At 68.0% G+C, this 17,541-nt stretch carries 17 protein-coding genes; 11 read left to right on the plus strand and 6 right to left on the minus strand.

What is annotated here, in order from left to right:
- Positions 1-38 precede the first annotated feature (38 nt).
- The 6 genes from C6I20_RS16105 to C6I20_RS16130 all read left to right on the plus strand — a co-directional run bounded on the left by C6I20_RS16105 (position 39) and on the right by C6I20_RS16130 (position 4,799).
- Complete coding sequence (locus tag C6I20_RS16105) at positions 39-725, plus strand: hypothetical protein (RefSeq protein WP_118397979.1); 687 nt, start codon at positions 39-41, stop codon at positions 723-725.
- 228 nt (positions 726-953) lie between these two features.
- Entirely contained in the window at positions 954-1,622 is a 669-nt protein-coding gene (locus tag C6I20_RS16110) for a hypothetical protein (RefSeq protein WP_118397982.1), read from the plus strand.
- 188 nt (positions 1,623-1,810) lie between these two features.
- On the plus strand, positions 1,811-2,509 hold the full coding sequence (locus C6I20_RS16115) for an anti-sigma factor domain-containing protein (RefSeq protein WP_118399042.1): 699 nt from the start codon (positions 1,811-1,813) through the stop codon (positions 2,507-2,509).
- A 53-nt stretch (positions 2,510-2,562) separates the two neighbouring features.
- Positions 2,563-3,204 carry a histidine phosphatase family protein gene (locus C6I20_RS16120; protein ID WP_118397985.1) on the plus strand — a complete coding sequence of 214 codons (642 nt, stop codon included), beginning with the start codon at positions 2,563-2,565 and terminating at the stop codon, positions 3,202-3,204.
- Between the two features lie 31 nt (positions 3,205-3,235).
- The gene (locus C6I20_RS16125) at positions 3,236-4,036 is read left to right on the plus strand and encodes an SDR family NAD(P)-dependent oxidoreductase (protein WP_118397988.1); all 801 of its coding nucleotides are present in this window, start codon (positions 3,236-3,238) and stop codon (positions 4,034-4,036) included.
- 4 nt (positions 4,037-4,040) lie between these two features.
- Complete coding sequence (locus C6I20_RS16130; protein ID WP_118397991.1) at positions 4,041-4,799, plus strand: SDR family oxidoreductase; 759 nt, start codon at positions 4,041-4,043, stop codon at positions 4,797-4,799.
- A gap of 5 nt (positions 4,800-4,804) precedes the next feature.
- Here the strand turns inward: C6I20_RS16130 and C6I20_RS16135 are convergent, their stop codons facing one another.
- Positions 4,805-5,977 (minus strand): DUF4185 domain-containing protein, encoded by a 1,173-nt coding sequence (locus tag C6I20_RS16135; protein WP_162891380.1) that lies wholly within the window; start codon positions 5,975-5,977, stop codon positions 4,805-4,807.
- A 37-nt stretch (positions 5,978-6,014) separates the two neighbouring features.
- Between C6I20_RS16135 and C6I20_RS16140 the strand changes: the two genes are divergently transcribed.
- Both C6I20_RS16140 and C6I20_RS16145 read left to right on the plus strand, forming a co-directional pair.
- Positions 6,015-6,983 (plus strand): hypothetical protein, encoded by a 969-nt coding sequence (locus tag C6I20_RS16140; RefSeq protein WP_162891381.1) that lies wholly within the window; start codon positions 6,015-6,017, stop codon positions 6,981-6,983.
- A gap of 28 nt (positions 6,984-7,011) precedes the next feature.
- A complete protein-coding gene (locus C6I20_RS16145; RefSeq protein ID WP_254052337.1) occupies positions 7,012-7,494 on the plus strand; it encodes a GNAT family N-acetyltransferase in 483 nt (160 codons plus the stop codon).
- Between the two features lie 31 nt (positions 7,495-7,525).
- Here the strand turns inward: C6I20_RS16145 and C6I20_RS16150 are convergent, their stop codons facing one another.
- A complete protein-coding gene (locus C6I20_RS16150; RefSeq protein ID WP_118398000.1) occupies positions 7,526-8,794 on the minus strand; it encodes a helix-turn-helix domain-containing protein in 1,269 nt (422 codons plus the stop codon).
- 113 nt (positions 8,795-8,907) lie between these two features.
- Between C6I20_RS16150 and C6I20_RS16155 the strand changes: the two genes are divergently transcribed.
- Complete coding sequence (locus C6I20_RS16155; RefSeq protein ID WP_118398003.1) at positions 8,908-10,725, plus strand: NAD(P)/FAD-dependent oxidoreductase; 1,818 nt, start codon at positions 8,908-8,910, stop codon at positions 10,723-10,725.
- 65 nt (positions 10,726-10,790) lie between these two features.
- Positions 10,791-10,958, plus strand: a complete 168-nt coding sequence (rpmG, locus tag C6I20_RS16160) for a 50S ribosomal protein L33 (protein ID WP_118399047.1) — start codon at positions 10,791-10,793, stop codon at positions 10,956-10,958.
- Between the two features lie 42 nt (positions 10,959-11,000).
- Here rpmG and C6I20_RS16165 read toward each other — a convergent pair whose 3' ends face one another.
- The 4 genes from C6I20_RS16165 to C6I20_RS16180 all read right to left on the minus strand — a co-directional run bounded on the left by C6I20_RS16165 (position 11,001) and on the right by C6I20_RS16180 (position 16,384).
- Entirely contained in the window at positions 11,001-12,110 is a 1,110-nt protein-coding gene (locus C6I20_RS16165) for a homoserine O-acetyltransferase (protein ID WP_216822922.1), read from the minus strand.
- On the minus strand, positions 12,107-13,396 hold the full coding sequence (locus C6I20_RS16170; protein WP_118398006.1) for a bifunctional o-acetylhomoserine/o-acetylserine sulfhydrylase: 1,290 nt from the start codon (positions 13,394-13,396) through the stop codon (positions 12,107-12,109). Before C6I20_RS16170 ends, C6I20_RS16165 begins: the two co-directional genes overlap by 4 nt.
- 97 nt (positions 13,397-13,493) lie before the next feature.
- Positions 13,494-14,813: an ATP-dependent 6-phosphofructokinase gene (locus C6I20_RS16175; protein ID WP_118398009.1), complete on the minus strand. Its 1,320-nt coding sequence runs from the start codon at positions 14,811-14,813 to the stop codon at positions 13,494-13,496.
- An 86-nt stretch (positions 14,814-14,899) separates the two neighbouring features.
- Positions 14,900-16,384 (minus strand): NAD(P)/FAD-dependent oxidoreductase, encoded by a 1,485-nt coding sequence (locus C6I20_RS16180; protein ID WP_118398012.1) that lies wholly within the window; start codon positions 16,382-16,384, stop codon positions 14,900-14,902.
- A gap of 218 nt (positions 16,385-16,602) precedes the next feature.
- Between C6I20_RS16180 and C6I20_RS16185 the strand changes: the two genes are divergently transcribed.
- The gene (locus C6I20_RS16185) at positions 16,603-17,526 is read left to right on the plus strand and encodes an ABC transporter ATP-binding protein (RefSeq protein ID WP_118399051.1); all 924 of its coding nucleotides are present in this window, start codon (positions 16,603-16,605) and stop codon (positions 17,524-17,526) included.
- Positions 17,527-17,541: the final 15 nt, after the last annotated feature.

Genomic DNA, 17,541 nt, shown 5'->3' on the forward strand with positions numbered 1-17,541 from the left:
ACTGGTACAAGCCACCCACACATGATTGAGAGAACACCATGAGCACCAACCGCAACCGCAAGTTCTTCGCCGGCATCGCGCTGGCCGCCGTCGCAGCGTTCCCGCTCGCGGCCTGCAGCTCCTCCGATTCGGCCGGTTCCTCGTCCTCGTCGTCCTCCTCCTCCTCGACCTCGGCCCCCAAGCCGCTGGCCGCGATCAACGCACTGACCGGTGAAGACACCGCCGTGGCGCTCGACAAGGGCTTCACCGACGCCCTGACCTCGCTGAAGCTCACGCCCGGCGTCGTCGGCACCGCCGAGCTCGTTGATGGCTCGCTCGTCTTCCCGATCTCGGGCGGAAACGTCACGTACTTCAAGCCGGGCACCGTCTCGCCCTACGTCATCGGCCAGATCCAGCACGAGGGTTCGGGCTTCTCGCTCGAGGCCGGCGACACCAAGGTCGAGATCACGAACCTGAACGTCGACCCGGGCGAGTCGCGTGTCTACGGCGACGTGTCGGTCAACGGCAAGCTCGCCGTTGCCAGCGCGTACGTCCTGACGCTCAATGGCTCCACGCTGAAGCCGCTGCAGACCGAGGGTGACACCGCGATCCTCGAGGGCACCAAGGTCTTCATCAGCCCGGTTGCTGCCGGCCTGCTGAACGACGTCTTCAAGACCGACGCCGTCACCAAGGACCTCCTGGTCGGCGTCGCGAAGATCACGGTCAACACGACCTCGGGCGACTGATCTCAGTCTCACCCAGCTTCCCCTGAGGGAGCGAACCCAGCAGCCGTCGTACCGGACTCCCGGTACGACGGCTGCTGTCGTTCGTGAGGGACGCACTCCAGCTCGAGATCCTCCCGCACTGGCAAGAAGATTCAGCGATTCGGCAGATCTGTTCGCAATCCCACCAATCCCTCGGCCCGGTGGCGGCGAAGCACTGGTACAAGCCACCCACAGGATTGAGAGAACACCATGAGCACCTTCAAGAACCGCAAGTTCGTCGCCGGCATCGCCATGGCCGCCGCCGCAGCAGTACCCGTCACGATCATCGCGACCACGATCGACTCGGCTTCGGCCGCTTCCTCGTCCGCTCCCAAGGCGCTGGCTCACATCAGCGCGCTGACCGGTGAAGACACCGCCGTGGCGCTCGACACGGGCTTCACTGACGCCCTGACCTCGCTGAAGCTCACGCCCGGCGTCGTCGGCACCGCCGAGCTCGTTGATGGCTCGCTCGTCTTCCCGGTCACCGGCGGAAACGTCAGCTACTACAAGCCCGGCTCGATCTCCCCGTACGTCCAGGGCCAGGTCCAGCACGAGGGTTCGGGCTTCTCGCTCGAGGCCGGCGACACCAAGGTCGAGATCACGAACCTGAACGTCGACCCGGGCGCCTCGCGTGTCTACGGCGACGTGTCGGTCAACGGCAAGTCCGTTGTCACCAGCGCGTACGTCCTGACGCTCAACGGCAACACGCTGAAGCCGCTGCAGGCCGAGGGTGACACCGCGATCCTCGAGGGCACCAAGGTCTTCATCAGCCCGGTTGCTGCTGGCCTGCTGAACGACGTCTTCAAGACGGACGCCGTCACCAAGGACCTCCTGGTCGGCATCGCCAAGATCACGGTCAACACCACGTCGGGCGACTGACACCACGCCCCTGACGGGGCAACAAACAAAGCTGTGGACGCGCCTGGGGCGCGTCCACAGCTTTGTTTGCTGCAGTTGCCGAACGCACCCATCCTTGGTCCTCGCGGCGACGAATCACCAGTGAAAGACACAGCACGCCCCGTACGCCGACCGGCGCATCGGGGCCATCGATCAGTGAGGAGCGCGCCATGACCGACCTGCATGCGTTCGCCGGTGCGTACGCACTGGACTCACTCAACGACCGCGATCGCGCCCGCTTCGAGGGCCATCTCGAGGCCTGCGAATCCTGCCGGGCCGAGATGGCTGGCTTCTTCGCCACGACCGTCCGGCTCGCCGAGGTCACCGCGATCTCACCCCCGGACGCGATGCGCGCACGGGTGCTGGCCGCCACGCGGTCGACGTCCCAGATCCGACCGGTCGTGGCCGAGCTGGACCGACACCGCCGCCTGCGTCGCGTGCTGCCCCGGTTTGTCGTGGCCGCTGTGTTCGCGCTCGGAGCCGTCTCAGCCGGTGGGTTCGCGATCGAACGAGGCAACGCCCGGGACAGCATGGTTGCCAGCGAGTCCATCTCGTCGGTGCTCGCCGCACCTGACGCCTCCACCAAGGCCCGTGCCTTCTCCGGCGGCGGCAACGTGCGGCTGGTGTCCTCGTCGGCGCGCGACGTCGCGGTCATCGTGGCCAATGACCTGCCTGCCCTCAAGAAGGGCAGCGTCTACCAGGTGTGGATGATCCAGGGCCCCGATGCCCGCTCCCAGGGGACGTTCGCGACCGGCGGCACGATGATCATGCGAGACCTGAAGGCGGCCGACCACGTCGCCGTAACGGTCGAGCCGCGCGGTGGCTCCCTGGAGCCGACCACTGCAGCTGTCATCTCGCTCGCGATCTGACCCGGCGACCGAGTCCCCGGCTCGGCCCGCGACCTCGACGCTAGGCTGCGTGGATGGGATCGGTGCACCTCGTCAGGCATGGCCAGGCCTCGTGGGGCAGTGACGACTACGACGTCCTCTCCTCGACCGGAGTCGAGCAGTCGATCGGGCTCGGCACCTCCTGGGAGGCATCGGGCTGGGCGCCCACCTCGGCGGTGGCGGGATCCATGAAGCGCCACGCGCAGACCGCTATCGCCGCGATCGACGCGTGTGGTCACGGCGACGGCTACGACGTCGATGCGGGCTGGAACGAGTACGACCATCTCGCGATCGCGAAGGCCTATGACCCCGGATCGATGACGGCGGACCCCAAGGCCTTCCAACGGGTGCTCAACCTCGCGCTCGACGAGTGGATCGCGGGGCACGGAGAGCATGCCGAGACCTACCAGGACTTCGTGGCCCGGGTCATGACGTCGTTCGCCGCAGTGGCCGCCGACGCCAGCTCGGGTCGTTCGGTCGTGGTGTTCACCTCCGGGGGGCCGATAGCCATGGTTGCCTCACACCTGTTGAGCGGCGACGACTCGCTGTTCCAGCGGCTCAACGACGTCGTCATCAACGCGAGTGTCACGACCGTGATCGTCGGATCGACCGGGCCCCGTCTGCTGGCGTTCAACGAAAGCACGCACCTGCCCCGGGACCTGATCACCTTCCGATGAGCCGCCGTCCAGATACCGCTAGTATCTGGACATGTCGATTGCCCTCGATTCCCGCGTCCTGGTCACCGGCGCAGCCTCCGGGCTGGGCCTGGCCCTGGTCCACCAGTTCGTCGAGCGTGGTGGCCGTGTCCTCGCCACGGACGTTCACGCCGAGCTGCCCGAGTCGCTGCGCGGCCTCGACCGCGTGTCCTACCTGACCCTGGACGTGACGCAGGACGTCGACTGGGCCAGGGCGCGCGACTGGGTCGTCGAGGAGTGGGACGGCCTGGACTACCTGTTCAACAACGCCGGCGTCGCGGCTGGTGGCCGGATCGAGCTTTCCGAGATGGACCAGTGGCAGTGGATTGTCGACATCAACCTGCTCGGCGTCGCCCGCGGCTGCCGCACGTTCACGCCGATGTTCAAGGCGCAGGGGAGCGGGCACATCGTCAACACCGCCTCGGCGGCCGGCCTGATCCACCCGCCGCGGATGAGCGAGTACAACGCGGTCAAGGCCGGCGTGGTCGCGCTGAGCGAGACACTGTTCCACGAGCTCAAGCCGTTCGGCGTCAAGGTCTCGGTCGTCTGCCCGACGTTCTTCAAGACCAACCTCACCGACTCCCTGCGTGGCAAGGACGAGGCCGCCAACGCCTCGGCCGCCAAGCTGATCGACCGGGCCAAGCTCAGCGCCGACGACATCGCCGCGCGCGTCATGTCCGGTGTCTCGAAGGGGCGGCACATCATCCTCACCGACCGCGACGGCAAGATCGCGTATGCCGCCAAGCGCTTCGCCCGGCCGCTGTACTACTCGATGATGAACAAGGCCTCCATCCAGATGTCGAAGAAGGACTGAACACATGCGCAAGAACGTACTCATCACCGGCGCGAGCTCCGGGCTCGGCGCCGGCATGGCCCGTATCCTCGCCGCGAAGGGGCACAGCCTGGCCCTGACCGCTCGGCGGGTCGACCGGCTCGAGGCGCTGCGTGCAGAGCTCGTCGCGGCCCATCCCGACATCGATGTCGTCGTCCACGCACTCGACGTCAATGACCACGAGCGGGTCTTCGCGGTTTTCAAGCAGGCCGTGACGGATCTCGGCGGGCTCGACCGGGTCATCGTCAACGCGGGCCTCGGCAAGGGCGGCCGCATCGGCACGGGCAAGTTCCAGGCCAACAAGCAGACCGCCGAGACCAACTTCATCGCCGCGATCGCTCAGTGCGAGGCCGCGATGGAGCATTTCTACGAGCGCAAGGCCGGTCACCTCGTGGTGATCTCGTCGATGTCGGCGATGCGCGGCATGCCGTCGTCGATGACGACGTATGCCGCGACCAAGGCCGGTATCGCGATGGTCGCCGAAGGTATCCGCTCGGACCTGATCGGTCGCAAGGGCCTCGACATCAAGGTCACGACGCTGTTCCCGGGCTACATCGCCTCGGAGATGAATTCGCAGGTCGAGCAGTCCTCGCCATTCATGGTCGATACCCACAAGGGGTGCGTCGCCTTGGTGAAGAGCATCGAGAAGGAGGTCACCGACGCCGCCGTGCCGTCATGGCCGTGGGCGCCGCTGGGCCAGGTCATGAAGCATGCGCCGCTCAGCATCGTCCGCCGCATGGTCTGACGCCGCTACGGCAGCGGGATCCGCAGGAACCGCGGTCGGTAGAGGAATGGATTGGCGTTGATCTCGCCGACGTCGGTGTTGTTCTGGCTGTACGACACGACGATGCTCCCCTGCTCGGGGAGCAGGTCCGGGTGGGCCAGCGGCATGTAGCGCAGGGCTCCGGTCTTCTCGTTGGACGGGATCTGGGCCACCGGGGGAGCTGCGAAGAACGGGCCGGTCGGGCCGGGGGACGACCAGACGACGAGGTCGGACCCGAGGAACTCGTCGCGCTTGCTGACGGCGTACCACCGGCCGGCCTGGCGGAAGACGCTCAGCGTCTGGGACACCCCACCGGTCGCCGGGATGAGGGTCGTCGCCTCGGAGGCGTGCTGCTGCCAGCGGGACCCGTCCCAGTAGCGCCAGCGCGAGGCGTCGAGGATGTCGTCGGGTCGGACCCGGGCCACCTGGAGGGAGAAGCCGAACACCAGGTCCGCGCCGGGCGATGCGGTGCCGTAGAGGTAGACCCACCCGCCCTCGACGGCCGTCGCCGCTCCCCACGTCGTCCGCTTCGTGCCGGCCAGATCGGCGCCGATGTCACGGACCTCGAGGAGCTGGGGCGTGTCGCCCCGCCGAACGACGAACAGGGCGATCGCCGGACCGAGGTTCTCGAAGGCCGCCGCTCCGTCCGGCTGAGCCGCGCCTCGAACCCGCTGCGCCGCGACCCCGACCAGGTCGTAGCCGACGTGCTCGACCTTGGCGATCGACATCGGCCAGTAGCCCACTCCGTCCTCACGGTCCGGGATGAGTGCGCCGTGGTCGGCCGGGAGCACGACGTCCGCGCAGCTGTCATCGAACACCAGCATCGAGTTGCGGACGAACCGTTGGCCGCTGAACGTTGGCGACCTGAGCGTGTCACCAAAGACCCAGAGCCGGCGGCCGTCCTGCAGTTCGACGTCCGCACCCACGTCGGCGCCCTGGAACTCCGGGCTCCCCCGCAGGGTCGAGGCGATGTCGTTGAGACCGTCAACGGACGTGATCGGTTCGATCGGCAGGCACTGGGTCTCCGACGCGCGGGGGACATCGCCGACTGCCGGGTCGCTCGAGGTGGGAGCGAGGGCAATGGCGGCAAACATCGCGGCGCCGGCGGGCACCGTCACGAGCAGCACCCGGACCCTCCACGGAAGACGCGCGATGCTCATGAAGTCCACGGTTCCACACCGCGTAGGTTCGGTGCTCATGAGGCGAGCACAGGTGTTGACGATCGTGCTGGTCGGGTTGCTCCAGCTCGTCGTGATCGTGACGCTCGCACTGGCCGGTCCCGAAGAGGATCCGCACGCGGCACCGATCCGGGTCGTCGCCCCGGCCGTGGTCGGGGCCTTTGTCGTCGAGCGTGCGAACTCGCTCCAGGGGCGGCCGGTCGAAGCCGAGGCGCTGTCGACGCCGGCCGAGGCCAGGGACAGCGTGCGCGGCGGGCGGAGCGTCGCGGCGATCGTCGTCGACCTCAGGCAGGAGACCGACCGGGTCTACGTCGCCTCCGCAAACGGGACCCGGCTCAACCAGATGGTCCTGGCCCAGATCACTGCGATCGAGTCCTCGTACGGACGCAGCATCGCGGTCACGGACCTGGTCCCCGTGCGGTCGGGCGACGCGGACCACTGGCACGCGTACGTCCTGGCCGGGACCTGCGTCGTGGTCGGCCTGGGTGTCGCAGTGCTCATCACGTGGCGGCGCGGTCCACACGCCGAGACGCTCACCGGCGGGTCTTGGCGCCTTGCCGCCAGCGCGGCTGCCGCCGTCGTGGTCGGGGGAGTCCTCGCTGTGCTGGCGGCCGCGTACTACGACACAGGCATCGCGGCGTGGTGGCTGGTCATGGCGTTGACGATCCTCGCCGGCGCGACCACGACGCTCGCGTTGGAGAGCCTGCTCGGCGTTCCCGGCATCGGTGTCGCGACGACCGTGCTGGTCCTGTCGGCCGCTCCGATGGTGACGCTGGCGCATCCGCTGCTGCTCCCCGAGCCGTGGGCCACCCTCACCCAGTGGCTCCCCCACGGGGCTGGACGGGATGCTGCGACCAGCATCGCCTACTTCGGCGGCGGACAGATCGTGCGCCCGGTGTTGGTCCTGGTGGTCTGGTCGGTGATCTCGGTCGTGACGACCGCGGTCGCGAGGCGTGAGCGCGCCCGTCACCTCGCGGTCAACCCCTGACGGAGTCCACGACTACGCTCGTGTCGTGATGATCCGGGATGCCGTGGACGACGACTGGACGCAGATCTACCCGATCTTCGCCGCCGTGGTCGAGGCGGGCGAGACCTACGCCTTCCCCGAGGGCCTGAGCGCGGACGAGGCGCGACCGTGGTGGATGGATCAGTCCTCGGGCCGGACCGTCGTGGCGGCCGAGGGTGACCTGGTGCTCGGCTCCGCCAAGATGGGGCCCAACCGGCCGGGCCGTGGCGCCCACATCGGCACGGCCAGCTTCATGATCGACGTTCGGCAACGCGGTCGTGGCATCGGCCGAGCCCTGGCCGTGCACATGATCGAGTGGTCGAGGCAGCAAGGATTTGCCGGCATCCAGTTCAACGCCGTCGTCGAGACCAATCTCGCGGCCGTGGCGCTGTGGACGTCACTCGGCTTCGCGATCGTCGGCACCGTGCCCGGTGCCTTCGACCACGCTTCTCAAGGTCGTGTGGGCCTCCATGTGATGTACCTGGAGCTGTGAGCCGGGCGCCCGGTGTAGCGCGGATCGCGCTTCAGTCGGTGACGATCCCGGCCCTCCACCGCGTCACGACGGGTGCGCTGGACCTGGCGAGAGCCGTGATGCCCTCGGGCGGGGCGATGATCTCGGACCGGACGCCCTGCGCCATTCGATAGGGCTGGCGGGCGATGACCGAGCCCAGGACCTTCCGGAGCCGGGAGATCTCGGCGCGCACCGTTACGACCCGGGTCGGGTCCGCGAACAGGTCGTCGGCGATCTCGGCCGCCGATCGTCCGCCCGGGTGCAGCAGCAGCGTCAGGAGGATCTCGCCGTGGCGAGGCGTCAGGGCGTGGGCCCAGGTGCTGCCCGCCGCAGTCAGCCTGACCACGGGATCCGGTGAGGACAGGTCCAGGGTCATCGAGGAGATCTGTTCCTCGCCGTCGTCATCCTTGATCCGCAGGAGCCATCCGCCGGGCAGCGGCTCGGCCGTCACGAGACCGAACCCGGCGACCCAGGCGTCCTCGCCGCCGAATCCGATGGGCAGCGCGACGCGATCTGGTGGGACCAGGCCCGTCGCGGCGGCGGTCGTGCCATCGGATGCCACCACGAGTGCTCGCCCGTCGAGCCGCGCAAGCAGCGGGGCGGCGATCGCCCGGAGTCCGTGGAGTCGCTCCTGGGTCGCGGCGCGGATCTCCAGTTCGGCCAGCCGCGCTGCGAGGGTCACCATGGACAGGGTCCCGGCGTGCACGGTGTGGACCGGGCCGCTCAGGTCCACGACACCAAGGACCCGGCCGGTGGCCGGGTCTCGCAAGGGTGCCGCGGCGCACGTCCACGGGGTGTGCGACTGCGCGTAGTGCTCGGCCGCGTGGATATGGACGGGGGCCTCGGTGACGAGGCACGTACCGATCGCATTGGTCCCGACGTTGCCCTCGGTCCACGCCGAGCCGCCCACAAAACCAAGATGGTCTGCGTGTCGCAGGACTCCGACCTGGCCTTCCCGCCACAGCACCCTGCCCTCGACATCGGCGACGACCATGAGCTGTCCGGTCGCCTCGCAGGCCGGGAGCAGGTGCTGCCGCAGCAGCGGCATCAGCGGCTGGAGCCCACTGCCCTCACGTCGGCGGAGCAGCTCCTCGCCCGGCAGGGGTGCGATCTCAGGAGCGCCAGCCGGGCTCAGGCCCTGCAGTCGCATGCGGCGCCACGACGCGCCGATCACCGACCTGATCGGGCCCGGCGCGCGCCGGTCCTCGAGCGCGGCCTGGCGTACGACGTGGGTAGCTCGGGTGAGTCGGAGCGGATCGGCGTGCAGAGCTTCTCGGGCCATGCTGCATCGTGCGTGTCCCGCGGTTGCAGGGTCGTTGCAACCCCCTGCAACTCTTTCGAACTCCGGGACCGATGCGGTGTGCTGTGGGTCACATCCCGAGGAAGGGAGTCGACATGACTCAGACCATCGAGCGCGAGACTGATGCCCCGACGCCGCAGCAGAGGGTCGATCGCTGGCTGGCGCTGTTCGAGGGCGCCCTGCGGTCTCGAGACGCGCAGGGAGCGGCCGCTCTGTTCACCACCGACAGCTATTGGCGCGACCTGGTCGCGTTCACCTGGAACATCACGACGGTCGAGGGCCGCGAGGGTGTCGCCGACATGCTCGGCGAGTGCGTGGCCGAGACCGATCCGTCCGGCTTCGCGACGACCGAGACGCCCACCGAGGCTGACGGCGTCACGGAGGCGTGGATCGAGTTCGAGACCGCGACGGGACGCGGCAAGGGTCACCTGCGCCTCAAGGGCGACCAGGGCTGGACGCTGCTCACCAGCCTGCGTGAGCTCAAGGGTCACGAGGAGAGCCAGGGCGAGACCCGGCCGCAGGGTGTCAGCCATGACTTGTCCAAGGGCAGGGCGTCGTGGAAGGAGCTGCGCGAGGCCGAGGAGGCTGATCTCGGCTACCGCACTCAGCCGTACGCCGTGGTCATCGGCGGCGGCCAGGGCGGTATCGCCCTGGGTGCCCGGTTGCGCCAGCTCGGCGTGCCCGCCCTCGTGATCGACAAGCACGATCGGCCCGGCGACCAGTGGCGCTCGCGCTACAAGAGCCTGTGCCTGCACGATCCGGTCTGGTACGACCACCTGCCCTATCTGCCGTTCCCGAAGAACTGGCCGGTGTTCGCGCCCAAGGACAAGGTCGGCGACTGGCTCGAGATGTACACCAAGGTCATGGAGGTCCCGTACTGGTCGCGGTCGACCGTGACGGCTGCGGTGTACGACGAGGAGTCCAGCACCTGGAGCGTCACGGTGGACCGCGACGGCGAGAGCGTCGAGCTGCGCCCGACCCAACTGGTCTTCGCAACGGGGATGTCGGGCCAGGCCAACGTCCCCGAGTTCCCCGGCATGGACGTGTTCCGCGGCGAGCAGCAGCACTCGAGCCAGCACCCCGGCCCCGAGGCGTACGCCGGCAAGAAGGTCGTGGTGATCGGGTCGAACAACTCGGCCTTCGACATCTGCGGCGCTTTGTGGGAGAACGACGCCGACGTGACGATGGTGCAACGCTCGTCAACCCACATCGTCAAGTCGGCCTCGCTGATGGACATCGGGCTGGGCGACCTCTACTCCGAGCGTGCGGTGGAGTCGGGTGTCACGACCGACAAGGCCGACATGATCTTCGCGTCGTTGCCGTACCGGATCATGCACGAGTTCCAGATCCCGCTCTACCAGCAGATGGCCGAGCGCGACAAGGACTTCTACGATCGGCTCGAGGCGGCTGGCTTCGACCACGACTGGGGCGACGACGGGTCGGGCCTGTTCATGAAGTACCTGCGACGTGGCTCGGGCTACTACATCGACGTCGGCGCTGCCGAGCTCGTCGCCGACGGCAAGGTCAAGCTCGCGCACGGCCAGGTCGACCACCTGACCGAGGGCTCGGTCGTGCTGGATGACGGCACTGAGCTGGAGGCCGACCTCGTGGTCTACGCCACGGGATATGGCTCGATGAATGGCTGGATCGCCGATGTCGTCGACCAGCAGACCGCCGACAAGGTCGGCAAGTGCTGGGGTCTCGGCTCCGAGACCACCAAGGACCCCGGTCCGTGGGAGGGGGAGCAGCGCAACATGTGGAAGCCGACGAAGCAGGAGAACCTCTGGATGCACGGAGGCAACCTGCACCAGTCGCGCCACTACTCGCTCTACCTCGCCCTGCAGCTCAAGGCCCGATATGAGGGCATCCCGACTCCGGTCTACCGGCAGGCGGAGGTGCACCACCTGAGCTGATCCGGGGAATGCGGACGGGACGTCGCTTGTTGACAATCATGTTCAATCAACGAGAGGTGAGCACCATGGCACGTCACACCGACCTCCGACCGATCATCAAGCTCCGGTCGACCGCTGGCACCGGATATACATACGTGACTCGCAAGAGTCGCCGCAACGACCCGGACCGGATCGGACTCCGCAAGTACGACCCCGTCACCCGGCAGCACGTGGAGTTCCGCGAGGAGCGCTGACCCGGCCCACCGCGCGTGACGCCCGTCTGGCGCCGGGCGGTCTCAGGCCAGCAGATCGCGGGCGAGCTGGCCCACGCGGTCGGCCTCGACCAGGAAACCGTCGTGCCCGTAGTCCGATCGCACGACCTCGAGCGGGGCGGCGTCGGGGATGCCGTCGGCGAGCTCCTGCTGCTGGTAGAGCGGATACAGCCGGTCGGAGTCGATGCCTGCGACGACGGTGCGCGCTGTGACCCGGGCGAGCGCCGCCGCGATCCCGCCGCGATCGCGCCCGACGTCGTGACTGTTCATCGCGGCGCTGAGCAGGATGTACGAGTTCGCATCGAAGCGGGACACCAGCTTGGCGCCGTGGTGCTGAAGATAGGACACGACCGCGAACCGGCCGTCGTCCTGGACGTCCCGGCCGAAGCGCTGGGACAGCTCGGTCTCGCTGCGATAGCTGATGTGCGCCATCCGGCGGGCGAGGTCCAGGCCGTGCAGCGGACCGTGCGGACCGTCGTAGTAGTCGCCGCCGAAGAAGGCCCCGTCGGTGCGGATCGCGTCGATCTGTGTCGACGACAGGGCGATCTGGTCGGCCGAGGCGTACGCCGAGGTGGCGAGCAGGAACAGCCGTTCCACGCGCTCGGGGTGTTCGATGGCCCACTCCAGGGCGCGCATGCCGCCGGCTGATCCGCCCATCACGGCGCGCCACGTGCGGATCCCGAGCGCGTCCGCGAGCGCGACCTCGGCGCGGACCTGGTCACGGACCGTCAGGTCGGGGAACGATCCGCCCCAGGGCAACCCGTCCGCGTCCCGGGAGGATGGGCCGGTCGATCCCTGGCAGCCACCGAGGATGTTGGCGGCCACGACGTGGTGCCGGTTGGTGTCGACCGGCTTGCCGGGCCCGACGATGGCGTCCCACCAGCCCACCGTGGGGTGGCCGGCCTCGGCCGGCCCTGACACGTGGCTGTCACCCGTCAGGGCGTGCAGGACCAGGACAGCGTTGGATCCGTCGAACTCGCCCCACGACTCATAGGCGATCCGTACGTCGGGAATCGTGCGTCCCGAGTCGAGCTGCAGGTCGCCGATGTCGACGAACTGACGCCGACCCGACGGATCCCCCCCCCGCCACGCACCCGTGACGAGAGAGGGATCGATGCTGGGGCTGATCGTCACTTTGCCGCGCGGAACCCGGCGTCGAGATCCGCGAGGATGTCGTCGATGCCCTCGAGGCCGACGGCGAGCCGGACCAGTCCGGGGGTCACGCCGGCAGCGGCCTGCTCCTCGGCCGACAGCTGCGAGTGGGTCGTGCTCGCCGGGTGGATCGCGAGGCTGCGCACGTCACCGATGTTGGCAACGTGGCTGAACAGCTCGAGCGAGTCGATGAAGGCCTTGCCGGCCTCGACGCCGCCGGGCAGCTCGAACGTCAGGACGGCGCCGGCGCCCTTCGGCGCGTACTTGTCGGCGAGTGCCTTGTAGGGGCTGCTGTCGAGCGAGGCCCAGGTGACCTTGCTGACGTCCTGGCGCGCCTCGAGCCACTCCGCGACCTTGCGGGTGTTCTCGATGTGACGCTCGACGCGCAGGCTCAGGGTCTCGAGGCCCTGCGCGAGCAGGAAGGCGTTGAACGGGCTGATCGCCGGTCCGATGTTGCGCAGGAACTGCACGCGGAGCTTGGCGATGTAGGCCGCTGCGCCGAGCGCCTCGGAGAACACCAGGCCGTGATAGCTCGCATCGGGCGTCGTGAAGCCGGGGAACTTGTCGCCGTGCGCCGCGTAGTCGAACGTGCCGGCGTCGATGATGACTCCGCCGACCGCCGTGCCGTGGCCGCCGATGTACTTCGTGGCCGAGTGCACGATGGTGTCGACGCCGTGCTTGAACGGGTTGAGCAGGAACGGGGTGCCGATCGTGTTGTCCACGATGAACGGCACGCCGACCTCCTTGGCGACTGCCGAGATGGCCTCGAGGTCGAGGACGTCACCCTTGGGGTTGCCGATCGTCTCGCCGAAGAACACCTTGGTGTTGTCCTGGGCAGCGGCACGCCACGCGTCGGGGTTGTTGGAGTCCTCGACGAAGGTGACCTGGATGCCGAGCTTGGGGAAGCTGTGGCGCAGCAGGCTGTCGGTGCCGCCGTACAGGCTGGCCGACGCGACGATGTGGTCACCGGCCTCGGCGACGTTGGTCAGTGCGCCGGTCGTGGCCGACTGGCCCGAGGCGACGAGCAGGGCGCCGACACCGCCCTCGAGCGCGGCGAGCCGCTGCTCGACGACATCTTGGGTCGGGTTCATGATCCGCGTGTAGATGTTGCCGGGTTCGGCGAGGCCGAACAGGTCGGCGGCGTGCTGCGTGTCGCGGAACTGGTAGGAAGTCGTCTGGTAGATCGGCAGGGCGCGAGCGCCGGTGGTCGGGTCGGGAACCTGACCCGCATGGATCTGCTTGGTCTCAAATGACCACTGGTCGCTCATGGTGTCTCCTGAAGGCGTGTGGAGGAAAGTCTCTCCTCGAGAGTGCCATCGTCTCAGGAAGTGGCAAGCACGTCCCAATATGTGAGATATCTGACTTTCAGGACATCGTGAAGGGCTGCGCTGTCGACTCCAGGACCGAGAGCCACAGGTCGCCGTCGGGGGAGACGCTGTGCGACCCGGTCGTGACGAACGGGATCGGGACGTGCACGAACCGGTGACGGCGGCGGCCCACGACCATGTCGGTCCGTCCTGCCATCGCGGCATGCACCGCGGTCTGCGCCAGGCGGGTGCAGTAGACGGAGTCCGAGGCGTCGGCGGGCACGGACCGGATCGCGTAGCCGGGGTTGAAGTAGCGCATCGTCAACGGCTGGTCGCGATTGGCGAAGTCCTTGCTGATCTGCTCGCGGAGGTAGGCCGCGATGTCGCCCAGGACGGCATTGCCGCTCGCGTCGGTGCGGTCACTCGCCGGGATCAGGTCCTGCCCGGCGCCCTCGGCCAGCACGATCACGGCATTGCCCTTCTCGGCGACCCGGCGACGAAGCAGTGTGAGCAGCCCGTTGTCACCGTCGAGGGCGAACTCGACTTCTGGAATCAGGACGAAGTCGGCGTCGTGGTTGGCGAGTGCGGCGTAGCACGCGATGAACCCGGCGTGCCGTCCCATGACCTTGACGATGCCGACACCACCGACGGCGGCCTCGACCTCGACCCGGGCGCCCTTGATCGACTCCGCGGCCTTGGCGAACGCCGTGGCGAAGCCGAAGCTCTGTCCGATGTGCGGGATGTCGTTGTCGATCGTCTTGGGCACGCCGACGACGCCGATCGTCAGACCGCGCGCGGCGATCTCCGCCCCGATGTTGTGAGCACCCCGCATCGATCCGTCACCGCCGATGACCATGAGGATGTCGATGCCCAGCGCGACCAGCCGGTCGACGATCGCGACCGGGTCCTGGGCTCCTCGCGACGATCCCAGGACCGTGCCACCGCGCTCGTTGATGCGCGCGACACGCTCCGGCGTCAGGTCGACGACGTCATGACCATTCGCCTCGATGAGCCCGGCGTAGCCGTGCTGGAACCCGACGACATCACGCACGCCGTAGTGGGTGTTGAGCTCGAGCACGATCGCCCGGATGACGTCGTTGAGCCCGGGGCACAGGCCGCCGCAGGTGACGACGCCGACCCTGGTCGTGGCCGGGTCGAAGAAGATCTTGCGCCGTGGACCGCCGGACTCGAACGTCGGCAGATCCTCCAGCGCCACACCGCGGGCGGCAATCAGCTCGAGGGTGTCGTCGTACAGGATCCGGTCGTCCTCGCCGACGTAGTACTCATTGGTCTCGCGACCCCCGACGTACATCGCGAGGGGGCTGTCGAGCGTGCTCGCGCCGAGTGAGCGGACCTGGAGATCGTCGAGGGTGACCACGGGACAATGCTATCCGAGGCTTTCCTCAGGTTTTCGACGTTCCGGCGGGGCGCGGGATGATCGGTGCCGACCCGGGCGGGCGTGATCTAGGCGTACGCATAGTCCTCGAGCGGGAACCGGCTCGCCTCGCGGAAGGCGTTGATCGTCGAGGTCGGCCGCAGGAGTGTGGCCTCGCCGTGCTGGTTGAAGTAGTAGCTGCGCGAGGTGCCACAGTCACCGTTGACGAAGACCGAATTCTCGAGGTTGTCCTGCATGCGGGCCAAAAAGGTCGCATTGGCGCGGTCGGTGACCTCGAACGTCGCAGCCCCCCCGCGGTCCACCTCGCCCAGCAGCCGCTTCATGTGCCGCATCTGCGACTCGATCGTCGTGAAGTAGGAGAGGCCGGAATAGGAGTACGGGCTGTTGAGCGAGACGAAGTTGGGGAATCCCGGCACCGCGACACCTTCGTACGCCTGGAACTTCTGCTCGCGCCAGAACTTCCCCAGGTCCTTGCCGTCGCGGCCGATGACCTCGAAGGCGGGGAAGTTCGTGTCCCACAAGTTGAATCCGGTCGCCAGGACCAGGGTGTCGATCGTGGTCTTCCGGCCGTCGGCCGTCACGATGCCGTCGGGCTCGATGCGCGCAATGGGATTGGTCTCGAGGTGGACGTTGTCCCGGTTGAACGTCGGGAAGTACGTGTTGGAGAACGTCGGCCGCTTGCAGCCGAACGAATAGTCGGGGGTCAGCTTGCGCCGGGTCTCGGGGTCCTTGACCTGGCGTGCGAGGTGGCCGAGCGCGATCTTCTCGATCGCGCGGTTGAGCGGCCGGGTGCGCCGGTAGTTGAGGACGCCGGCGACCATCATGAGCTCGAGGATGCCGCTGCCGAGGCCGCGCACCGCGCGCTGGGCCAGCGGTACTCGCGCGTACATCTTCTGCACGGGTCGCGGGATGGCCCCGTCCTGCTTGGGGGTCACCCAGATCGCGGTGCGCTGGTAGACCGTGAGCTCGGCCAGCCGTGGGGCGATCTCGGGGATCAGCTGCACGGCGGTCGCCCCGGTGCCGATCACGGCCGCCCGGCGGCCGTCGAGGTCCAGGGAGTCGTCCCACCGGGTCGTGTGGACGATGGTGCCGGTGAACGAGTCGATGCCGGCGATGTCGGGGACGGCGGGCTGGGACAGGAATCCGGTCGCGGTCAGCAGGAGCCGCGCGTGGAGCCGTCCGCCACCGGCGATGTTGACGGTCCAGTGCTGCTGATCCTCGTCCCACACTGCGCCCTCGACCAGGGTGTCGAACCGCATGTGCCGGCGCACGTCGTACTTTGTCGCGACGTGCTCGGCGTAGGCCTTGAGCTCGGCGCCGGGTGCGTAGAGGCGGGACCAGTGCGGGTTGGGCTCGAAGGAGTACGAGTAGGTCGACGACGGAATGTCGACCGCGAGTCCCGGATAGCGGTTGACGTGCCATGTCCCGCCGAGATCGGACTCGCGCTCGAGGATCACCAGGTCGTCGCGGCCGAGCTGGCGGAGCTGGATGGCCGCTCCGATGCCGCCGAAGCCCGCGCCGATGATCGCCGCGTCGTGGATGTGGTCGGGCATAGTGCTCCTGGTGATCAGTTTCAGATAACAAGAATATCTGAAAGCAGTCAATCAGTCCGGCGGCAGCGTGACAAGTCCGGTGCCAGGACGGCAGCGCCGCCGTGCGCGTCGACGTCGCGATGGGCGGCTCGCACGGGTGCGCTACTGCGATCGCGGTACACCGACGGCCTGCGTCTGGACGATGCGCGATCGGGTCGGTCCCGGTCACGATGGACTTCATGATCGAAGTACAGAACCTCACCAAACGTTATGGCAGCACCACCGCAGTTGACGACCTCTCCTTCGTGGTCGAGCCGGGAATCGTCACGGGCTTCCTGGGGCCCAACGGCGCTGGGAAGTCGACCACGATGCGCATGATCCTCGGCCTCGACAAGCCCACCAGCGGGTTCGCGACCGTCAACGGTCGGTCGTTGGTCGAGCAGCAGGCCCCACTCACGGAGTTGGGTGCCCTTCTCGAGGCCAAGGCGGTCCATCCGAAGCGCTCGGGCCGCAACCACCTGAGAGCACTCGCCGCCACCACAGGAGTCTCCGCCCGACGGGTCGAGGAGGTCCTCGACATGGTCGGGCTCTCGGACGTGGCCGATCGGGCTGCGGGCGGCTTCTCGCTCGGCATGAGCCAGCGCCTCGGGATCGCGTCTGCGCTGCTGGGTGACCCGGCGACGATCATGCTCGATGAGCCGGTCAACGGACTCGATCCGGAGGGGATTCTCTGGATCCGCCACCTTCTGAAGGACCTGGCCTCAGAGGGTCGCACCGTGCTGGTCTCGTCGCACCTGATGACCGAGATGGCATTGACCGCCGAGCACTTCGTGATCATCGGGCAGGGCCGCCTGATCGCTGATGTGTCCGCTGCCGAGCTGGATGCCATGGGTGCTGAAGCAAGCGTCCTCGTCTGCGCCGACGACAACCAGCGGATGCGATCGCTCCTGACCCGCGACGGCGTGACGATTCGGTCCGAGCCCGGCGAAGCATTCTCGGTCACGGGCCTGGACAGCATGGAAATTGGCCGGATGGCTGCGACGAACGCGATCGCCTTGTCCGAGCTGACGACTCGCCGCAGCACGCTGGAGCAGACCTTCATGGACCTGACCAGCCACTCCGTCGAGTACAGCGCCCACGCCCTCACGAACGAGGCAGCGTGATGGCGATGCGTGACA

Origin of the sequence: Aeromicrobium sp. A1-2, from assembly GCF_003443875.1 — a bacterium.
GTDB lineage: Bacteria > Actinomycetota > Actinomycetes > Propionibacteriales > Nocardioidaceae > Aeromicrobium.